Origin of the sequence: Pelotomaculum propionicicum (genome assembly GCF_004369225.1) — a bacterium.
Taxonomy (GTDB): domain Bacteria; phylum Bacillota; class Desulfotomaculia; order Desulfotomaculales; family Pelotomaculaceae; genus Pelotomaculum_B; species Pelotomaculum_B propionicicum.
Map to the genome: position 1 here is coordinate 36,757 of NZ_QFFZ01000029.1, position 8,641 is coordinate 45,397.

The following is an 8,641-nucleotide window of genomic DNA, read 5'->3' on the forward strand; positions in this document are numbered from 1 at the left end:
AAATGCCAACTCCTGCTGCCGGCGCTAAAACCAAAGCTTTTTTTAATACTTTTTACTTCAGGGGGCTTTTTTACCTTTTCTGTCCGGCAAGCGGCAAAATAAATGAGAAGGTGCTTCCCTTGCCTACTTTGCTTTCAACCTGCACTCTGCCGTTATGAGCTTCTACAATATGTTTTACAATAGACAGGCCCAGGCCGGTCCCTCCCAGTTCACGGGAGCGTGCTTTATCCACCCGGTAAAAGCGCACGAAAAGGCGGGATATGTGTTCCGGAGAAATACCTACCCCGGTGTCTTTTACGTCAACCTTTAATTCGCCCTGTTCGATACCGGCGGCGACGCAAATTGCCCCGCCCGGCATGGTGTAGTTAATAGCGTTATCAATCAGGTTAATCAGCACCTGCCTGAGCATGTCAGGGTCACCCTGCACCGCGGGCAGGTCCGCGGGCAGGTCGGTGGTAATAGCCAAATTTTTCTCCAAAGCGCGGGGGCTGATTATGGCCACAGTTCGTTTGATCAGGTCGCTGATGTCGATACTTTCCATGTTAATCACATTGCTCTTGTCTTCATACCTGGAGAGGCTCAATAATTCATCCAGCAGTTTGGTAAGGCGCTCAGTTTCCTTATTGATAATTTCAAGAAATTTTCTTGCTGTCTCAGGCTCTTCCAGCGCCCCGTCCAGCAGGGTTTCCACAAAACCACGCACAGAGGTCAGGGGGGTGCGCAGCTCATGGGAGACGTTGGCGACAAACTCACTGCGCATTTCCTCAAGCATTTTCCTGTCTGTTATATTCCTCAACAGGGCGACAACCTCTCCCCGGTCCTCACCGGTATTGGTAGGGGTCACATATACCCGAAAAACACGCCGGTCAGGAGTCAAAACCTGTATCTGCTTCTTGATTGACTTGCCTGTCTCGAGCGAATCATGGAGCAGTTTTTCCAACTCATAATCCCTGATTACCCTGACAATGTTTTTGCCTTTGCTGGCGGGCATAGTGATCCTGAACAGCCTTTCCACCACCTGGTTGACCAAAATAACCCGGCCCCAGTTGTCCATTATGATCACGCCGTCGGACATGCCGCCTAAAAGGGCCTGTACTCTGCCTCTTTCCGTATTCAGGTCGTCCTGCGTCGTTTTTAAGGTCCTGGCCAGAAAATTTATCGACCGGGCCAGGTCACCTATTTCATTCTGCGGGGACACCGGGATATAGTGCTCCAGGTTCCCGTCAGCTATCTCACGGGCGATGGTTGAAACCTCCTGCAGCGGGTTGATTAAACTGCTGTACATAATCCAGGCAAGCAAAAAAGTGCACAAAAACGCCAGCAGCATAAAAACCAGTAAATTCAGCCACCCCAATGTATGCAGCTGAGCCAGCCCGATAAACACCAAAAACATAAAAAAGTAACTGGCAACCGGCCTCCAGCCTATGTTTCTTAAAACCCTGACAATGATTGTCACTGGGATCCCTCCTTAAAACGGTATCCCACACCGCGTACTGTTTCTATATATTCGGCACAGCCGGGATAAGACTCAAATTTTTGCCTGATATGCCTGATGTGAACATCGACAGTCCGGGAATCTCCGGTATAGTCATATCCCCACACCTGGTCTAAGAGCTGCTCCCGGGTGAATACTTTTCCCTGGTGGCGGGCTAAAAAGCGCAGCAGTTCAAACTCTTTCAACGTAAAATCCAGTTTGTCACCGCCCAAATAAACCGCAAACTTTTCTTCATCTATGACCAGCCGGCCAAACTCAAGACATTTAGCCGGTGATAATTTCCCCCCCTGCGGGTCACCAGGCTGATACCTGCGCAGCCGTGCTTTCACCCTGGCTACCAGCTCCCTGGGGCTAAAGGGCTTAACCATATAATCATCGGCGCCCATTTCCAACCCCAGCACCCGGTCCAGTTCCTCAGCCCTGGCGCTCAGCATGATAATCGGGACGTTTCTGGTCGTATGGTCAAGATGCAGTTCCCGGCATACCTCGAGGCCGTTCATGCCCGGCAGCATCACGTCAAGCACGATCAGGTCAGGGGACTCCTCACGGGCTATCTCCAGCCCCCGCGTGCCGTCCAAAGCGGTCAGCACCTCGAAACCCTCCCGTTCGAGGTTATACTTAATTAATTCCAGGATATTTGTCTCATCCTCAACTACGAGTATTCTGGACAATTACCATCATCCTTCCGGCAAATACTACTTTAACATTATTATCGCCATCATCCGCCCGGTTTTCCCCTGGTGGGCGCGGTAGGAGAAAAATGTATCACTATGGCAGGAGGTACATATTTCAGCAGACCATATATTAGCGGGCTTTAACCCTGCGTCAAGCAGGACGCGGCAGTTGGCCTCCCACAAATTCAGCTTCCATTTACCCGGGGCGGCGGCCCCGGCCAGGCCGGGCAGATCCGGCATGCTGGTTCTGAACTGATCAATAACCACCTCATCTACTTCATAACAACAAGGACCAATGGAAGGCCCGATACCCGCCAGACAGTCCCGCGGGTCTGTGCCAAAAGCAGCTTCCATCTTTTCCACTGTTTTCTGCCCGATTTTAAGAGCGGTGCCCTTCCAACCGGCATGCGCCAGGGCAACAACCCTGCTTACCGGATCAAGCAGAAAAATGGGAACACAATCAGCATAAAAACTGGCTAGCGGCAGGCCCGCCGCGGCCGTAACCAGCGCGTCCGTACCCGGCAGCGCGTCTTTTTCAGAAAAGGCGCCCCTTCCTTTATCGGCCTCCCCGACTACTGACACAACATCACCATGGACCTGATCGCCGGCCACCAAAAACGCGGGGTTTATCCCGAGAGCCTGGCAGGCCTGAGCTCTGTTAGTTTTTACATGAGACTCCCTGTCCCCGACATGAAAAGCGGTATTCAGACCCTGCCAGTGTCCTTTGCTGACACCACCGGCGCGGGTGGTAAAACCGTGTGTCACCAGTCCGGTGTCATGCAGGTGCGGGAAAGTGTAAACCTCCAATTCGTTTTTTCTTGTTTCAGGCAAACTCTTACTCCTCTTTTCTTTAAACGGCGGCTTTATTTACATCCTGGTCGATGATATTTTCCAACTCGGCAATGCGCGCCAGAATTTCCTCCCGGCGCGCCGGTTCCATACCCACCGCCACCAGCTTCTGCAGCTTCGCGGCAAGTGACTCGTAAGCGGCCCTGACTTCTTCCTCCGGTTTAACTGTTCCCTCCGGCAGTATTTCCACAATCTGCTGCCATTCAGGAATAGTGGTTTTAAGGCCCAGCTCCGATTTAAGCAGTGCGGCCAGCGTGCTGGCTGATTCCGGCTCCCCGTGCACGATGAACACCTCGCGGGGGGGCCTGGTAAAATTTTTGACCCACTCGATCAAGCCCGCCTGGTCAGCGTGGGCTGAATAACTCTCAATATACCTGATATCGGCTTTTACAGCAATCTCATCGCCAAAAATTTTCACAGTTTTCTGGCCGTCGAGGATCTGCCGCCCCAGGCTGCCGTCAGCCTGGAAGCCTACGAAAAGCACGGTGCTGTCCGGACGCCACAGGTTATACTTGAGGTGGTGCCTGATCCGCCCGGCTTCACACATGCCGCTGGCGGAAATAATGATTGCCCTGTCAATCTGGTTCAGCGCCTTCGATTCCTCGGCCGATTTGGTGAACTTGATGCCGGCCTGCTGCAGGGGGTCCTGTCCTCTTTTAATTATTTCCGAAGCAACCTGATCAAAAACCTCGTGGTGCTTGCGGAAAACATCCGTAGCGGCTGTGGCCAGCGGGCTGTCTATGTAAACCGTCATGGCGGGCATTCTTTTTGATTCAGCAAGCTGGAACAGGTGGAAAAGCAGGTCCTGAGTGCGTTCAACCGCGAAGGCCGGGATAATCAAGTTGCCGCCTTTTTCATATGTCTCCCAGATAACCTTATGCAGCGCTTCTATTTCCTGCTCATGGTTTTCATGCAGGCGGGCCCCGTAGGTCGACTCCATAATAAGGTAGTCCGCCTCGGCAACACTGGAAGGGTCTTTAATAATCGGCCTGTCCTTATTGCCGATGTCGCCTGAAAAGACCAGCTTGGACTCCCGCCCGTTTTCATTTACCCAGACTTCAATCATTGCCGATCCAAGTATATGCCCCGCATCGACAAATCTTGCTTTAATATCAGGGGTTACCTGGATTATTTCATCATACTGGACTGCTTTAAAGAACGGCAGGCTTTTGTAAGCCTCGTTGACAGTATAAATGGGCTCGATCATACTTTTACCGGCCCTGCGGAATTTGCGGTTTTTCCGTTCAACCTCCATCTCCTGAATATAGGCGCTGTCCGGCAGCAGGACCTCACATAATTCCACGGTGGGAGCTGTGGCATATACCTTGCCTTTAAAGCCGTTTTTGATCAGCTTAGGGATCATCCCACTGTGATCTATGTGAGCATGAGTAAGCAAGACGTGATTAACACTGCGCGGCGGCACTTTAAAACTCTCATAGTTGCGTTCCCGGACCTCTTTTTTGCCCTGAAACATGCCGCATTCAATCATAATCCTGGTGCTTTCCGTATCCAATAAAAAGCAGGAACCGGTTACTGTGCCGGCCGCTCCAAGAAATTGCAGACGCATAAAACCCCCCCTGGTTCACAGTTTTTATTAAAACTAATTCATCTCCGCAGCTGAGAAACCCTCTTTTTGTCGACAAAAAGCTCGGGGTTACTTGACAAGGCGGCAGTCCTGAGCTTACTCTAAGAAGTGTTAATTTAATCCTTTACTCTAATTAAGGGAGCGGATGTGCATGCCTATATACGAATTCAGGTGCGCCGCCTGCGGCAGACATTTTGAAAAACTATGTCCCATCGGAGAAAGCGGGGAGAAACTCAGCTGCCCCAACTGCGGGGCCAGGGCGCCCCACCGGGTAATGTCTTCCTTTTACGCCGCGGGCGCCGGCGGGGGCAAAAGCTCCTGCAGCGGCTGCAGCACACATAACTGCGCCACCTGCGGACATTGAGAAGTGGGAAATGGGACGTGAGACGTGGGATTAGGGTATTCCTCTCTAGTAGCAAACCGGGGACGTTCTCGCGTTTGCCTGGTAATAGTTCACAGGAATGAGGTAAAAGAGTTCGGATAAATCCGAACCTACAATCTTGAGCAATAACTGTGGGTCATTAAAAGTAGGTGCGACTTCAGTCGCACATTTTGTTCGGCCAAATCTAAACCAAAACAAAACGGGAACGGTTCTCGCGTTTGCCTGGTAATAGTTCACACCAGAACCCAGCTGGGCAATGAAGAATGCCGTAAGCTGTAGGGTGCAGGGCGTAAGTGTGAAAGTAATTCTTTTGGGCCAAAGACCTATTAGGAATACAAGATATACCTACGCCCTACGACTTACGTCCTACGGCTTACGGCCTACTACTAAAATTTAAGAAGGCGGATGGGGCTCCGCCTTCCTGGTTTAAAAACATGTTTTTTATTTCGGGTTTAAAAAATGCAGCGCAGGTCCACGTCATCAATTTTTACCGTATTATCATTGCCGCTTGACGGTTCAAAGGTAAACCTGACTTCCGCGATCCTGGCGCCGGACGGTACGCGGCCTGTGGAAAGGCTGTATCTCTGGTAAGAGTTATTAGGAATATTATCCTGCGTGTACCTTGGTTCCGTCCTGCCCACAAACTGGCCCGCCCTGTTGTAAAACAGGATTTCCACAAACAAGACAAACCTTGCCTCTCCACCCGCCCGGACATTCTCCCTGGCCCACCAGGCCAGTTCATATATTCTGCCGGGCTCTACATCCGCCCTTTGCGTTAAAGTGGCCCTCTGATTGTGCACGGCGCCCATTTCCGCGGCGTAATTACCACGGTGTGAGATAGTGGTCCGGTAGATATTGCTTCCCGTCCAGCCGTTAGGCAGTGAGGCCTGGTTTGGCCAGTTCTCAAAGCCCGGATTTACCAGCACATTTATATCGGGGCAGGGCGTGGGGGATATTGTCGGCGACGGTGTGGTTGTGGGACCGACCCCCAGGACTCTGATTGTGGTTGAAACTGATTCGTTCTGGAGTCCTCTGGCCATATTAAACCCTTGAATAATGATATTGCCGGGTGCAATCTGCCTGCCCTGATTATTCCGCTGGTCCCAAGTCGCCCGGAAGACCTGGCTTTGGCCGGGTCTCAGGGTAATTTCGGCAACCCGCTGGGCAAAAAACCGGCCTCGCGACCAGCGCCAGATTTCCTCCTGAGTAGCAACTCGTCTCGCGATAAAATCAAAACGCTGTGCGGTATTGTAGCGGAGGGTTATACTGCGGCTGCTTTGGTTTGTCTTAACCAGAGTGATGGATACATTCTCTCCTAAAGTATAAGTGCGCTTGTTGGTAAAAATTGTGTATAATAGTCCGCCTATCCGGCGGCTGGTTGAATTCTCCCCACCGCCTGTCAGTGTCCCTGTGCTTCCAGTGTTATCATTCTCCCCGGTGTTCCCGCCTCCCGGAATGGTTAACACCTGGCCTACATAAATCGCACTCGGGTTTGCAATATTATTAGCCTGGACAATTCTTTCCACAGTGGTGCCAAAGCGCCGCGCAATCTCAAACAAAGTGTCCCCCGACTGTACTATATAGGTAGTAGCCATTCTTTTCCCTTCCTTTCGCAACTATCCGATTTTGAACAAACATTTTTTTCATTTTATGTCAGCCCAAATTGAATAGTTCCGGCCGGGAAAAGAATGTCTGGCTTGACTCCGGCTATTTTTCCTGTTTATTACTTTTGATACGGCAGATAAATATGCCGAATACGGTGACAGCCAGGCTGGTTACAAGCAGGATTGTCATGCCGCCGCCAGCCGCGCCTGGCGTCGCTGTGGAAGCTGCGTTCGCCGCAGGGATCATCCATGGAAAAAGGTAGGCCTGGACAAGCGCGACTATGGCGACAAGAAAAGTAATCAGAAGGCTGTAGGGCAGGGTGAAACGGAACAGTTCTCCCTCACGCCCGGCCAGTCCCGTGGAAGATGTTCCCACCACCAGGCTCTGGAGAGAAATCATTTTGCCCGCCACCCCACCGGTGGCGTTTGTCGCCACAGTGAGCACGGGGTTAATGCCCATGTACTCAGCTGTCACTTTCTGCATATTGCAGAAAAGAGCGTTGGAAGAAGTGTCACTGCCTGTGACGAACACACCCAGCCAGCCCAGGAAAGCAGACAGGAAGGGGAAGGCCTTGCCGGAAACGGTAAAAGCACGGCCAAGTGTCACAGTCATGCCGGACCAGTTGGCGACATAAGCAAAACCAAGCACACTGGCGATGGTCAATAAGGCAAAGCGCAGCGCCTTCAACGTATCCCAGAATATCTTAACAAACTGCAGCGGGCTGACTTTAAGCAGGACGGCGCTGAGCACAGCTGTGATTAAAATAGCCGTGCCTACCGCGGAAAGCCAGTTCAGGTTATATATTACGGCCACCGGCCTGCCTTCCGCGATGATCAAATTATGCAGGCCGCTGAACACTATTTTGACACTAACCAGGTCCAGGACTGGCTTTACCTGCTTTAAACCCCATTCAGTAATTAAAACAGTCAGTATGATGAAAGGGGACCATGCTTTCAGAATCTCTCCCCAGCTGCAGCTCCTGACACTGGGCGCCGGCGCCGGATCGTCTTTAAAACGCCAAATTTTTTTGGGCTTCCAGAACCTGAGGAAGACTACCTGGCAGATGATCGAGAACAGGGAGGAAACAATTGAAGGAAGCATGGGATTTAAATAATTGGAGGAAAAAAACTGCATACTCGCGTAGGATAAAGCGCTGACCAGCGCGGCAGGCCAGGTTTCTCTTATCCCCTGCCGGCCGGACATAATCAACACCAGTAAAAACGGCTCAAGCAGCGAAATCAACGACAGCTGGCGGCCTGCCATCTGACTTACAGCCATAGCGTCAAGCCCGCTGACAGCGCCGGCGGTTATGACCGGCAGCCCCACACCTCCAAAAGCTACCGGAGCAGTGTTGGCGACCAGGCAAATACCGGCCGCGTAAATTGGGTTAAACCCCAATCCCACCAGCATGGCCGAAGTGATGGCCACCGGTGTGCCGAAGCCGGCCGCCCCTTCAATAAAAGCGCCGAAGGAAGAAGCTATTAGAAGGGCCTGCAGGCGGCGGTCTTCAGTTACAGAGGCTATTGAGTTTTTAATTATCTCAAATTGACCGGTCCGGCTGGTTATGTTGTAAAGAAACACAGCAGTCACTACTATCCACCCGATGGGCAGGAGCCCGTAAAGCGCCCCGTAAAGAGTGGACTGCAGCGCGTACCGGACCGGCATGGCGAAAGCTGTTGAGGCAATTACTACAGCCAGCGACACAGTCAACAGCCCTGCCACATATCCCTTCAAGCGCAGGCCGGCCATGGCCGCGAACAGGAAAAGCACCGGCAGCGCAGCTGTCAGGGCGGCAAGCCCCAGGTTTCCCATTGGATCTGTTAACTGTGTCCAGGTCAAGGCTGTCTCCCCCAAACAGGTAGAATCACTGCTGCATTACTATATTGACTTTATAAATTCAGGCTGGTTTGAGAAAGGTTTTTATCCTGGTGTCTTTCTATGGCCAGCTCAATTAAACGGTCGAGTAATTCCTGGTAACCGATGCCGGTTGCCTCCCACAGCTTGGGGAACATGCTGAACCGGGTAAAGCCCGGCATGGTGTTGATTTCATT

Annotated in this window: 7 protein-coding genes and 1 pseudogene; 1 reads left to right on the forward strand and 7 read right to left on the reverse strand. The window is 51.8% G+C overall.

Annotated elements, in window-relative coordinates:
- Window positions 1-70: 70 nt before the first annotated feature.
- The 4 genes from pnpS to Pmgp_RS12500 are packed head-to-tail and all read right to left on the reverse strand — an operon-like array spanning window position 71 to window position 4,585.
- Window positions 71-1,456 carry a two-component system histidine kinase PnpS gene (pnpS, locus tag Pmgp_RS12485; protein WP_134214317.1) on the reverse strand — a complete coding sequence of 462 codons (1,386 nt, stop codon included), beginning with the start codon at window positions 1,454-1,456 and terminating at the stop codon, window positions 71-73.
- Window positions 1,453-2,166: a winged helix-turn-helix domain-containing protein gene (locus Pmgp_RS12490; RefSeq protein ID WP_134214318.1), complete on the reverse strand. Its 714-nt coding sequence runs from the start codon at window positions 2,164-2,166 to the stop codon at window positions 1,453-1,455. Before Pmgp_RS12490 ends, pnpS begins: the two co-directional genes overlap by 4 nt.
- 24 nt (window positions 2,167-2,190) lie before the next feature.
- Window positions 2,191-3,000, reverse strand: coding sequence for a peptidoglycan editing factor PgeF (gene pgeF, locus Pmgp_RS12495; RefSeq protein WP_134214319.1), 810 nt, complete (start codon window positions 2,998-3,000; stop codon window positions 2,191-2,193).
- A 19-nt stretch (window positions 3,001-3,019) separates the two neighbouring features.
- A complete protein-coding gene (locus Pmgp_RS12500; RefSeq protein WP_134214320.1) occupies window positions 3,020-4,585 on the reverse strand; it encodes an MBL fold metallo-hydrolase RNA specificity domain-containing protein in 1,566 nt (521 codons plus the stop codon).
- 169 nt (window positions 4,586-4,754) lie between these two features.
- Here Pmgp_RS12500 and Pmgp_RS12505 point away from each other — a divergent pair, with 169 nt between their 5' ends.
- On the forward strand, window positions 4,755-4,967 hold the full coding sequence (locus Pmgp_RS12505; protein WP_134214321.1) for an FmdB family zinc ribbon protein: 213 nt from the start codon (window positions 4,755-4,757) through the stop codon (window positions 4,965-4,967).
- A gap of 470 nt (window positions 4,968-5,437) precedes the next feature.
- Here Pmgp_RS12505 and Pmgp_RS12510 read toward each other — a convergent pair whose 3' ends face one another.
- The 3 genes and pseudogenes from Pmgp_RS12510 to Pmgp_RS12520 all read right to left on the reverse strand — a co-directional run.
- Window positions 5,438-6,580, reverse strand: a complete 1,143-nt coding sequence (locus Pmgp_RS12510; RefSeq protein ID WP_134214322.1) for a BsuPI-related putative proteinase inhibitor — start codon at window positions 6,578-6,580, stop codon at window positions 5,438-5,440.
- 112 nt (window positions 6,581-6,692) lie between these two features.
- Window positions 6,693-8,429, reverse strand: coding sequence for an L-lactate permease (locus Pmgp_RS12515; RefSeq protein ID WP_134214323.1), 1,737 nt, complete (start codon window positions 8,427-8,429; stop codon window positions 6,693-6,695).
- A 50-nt stretch (window positions 8,430-8,479) separates the two neighbouring features.
- A pseudogene (locus Pmgp_RS12520) lies at window positions 8,480-8,641 on the reverse strand (D-alanine--D-alanine ligase A); the annotation flags it as partial.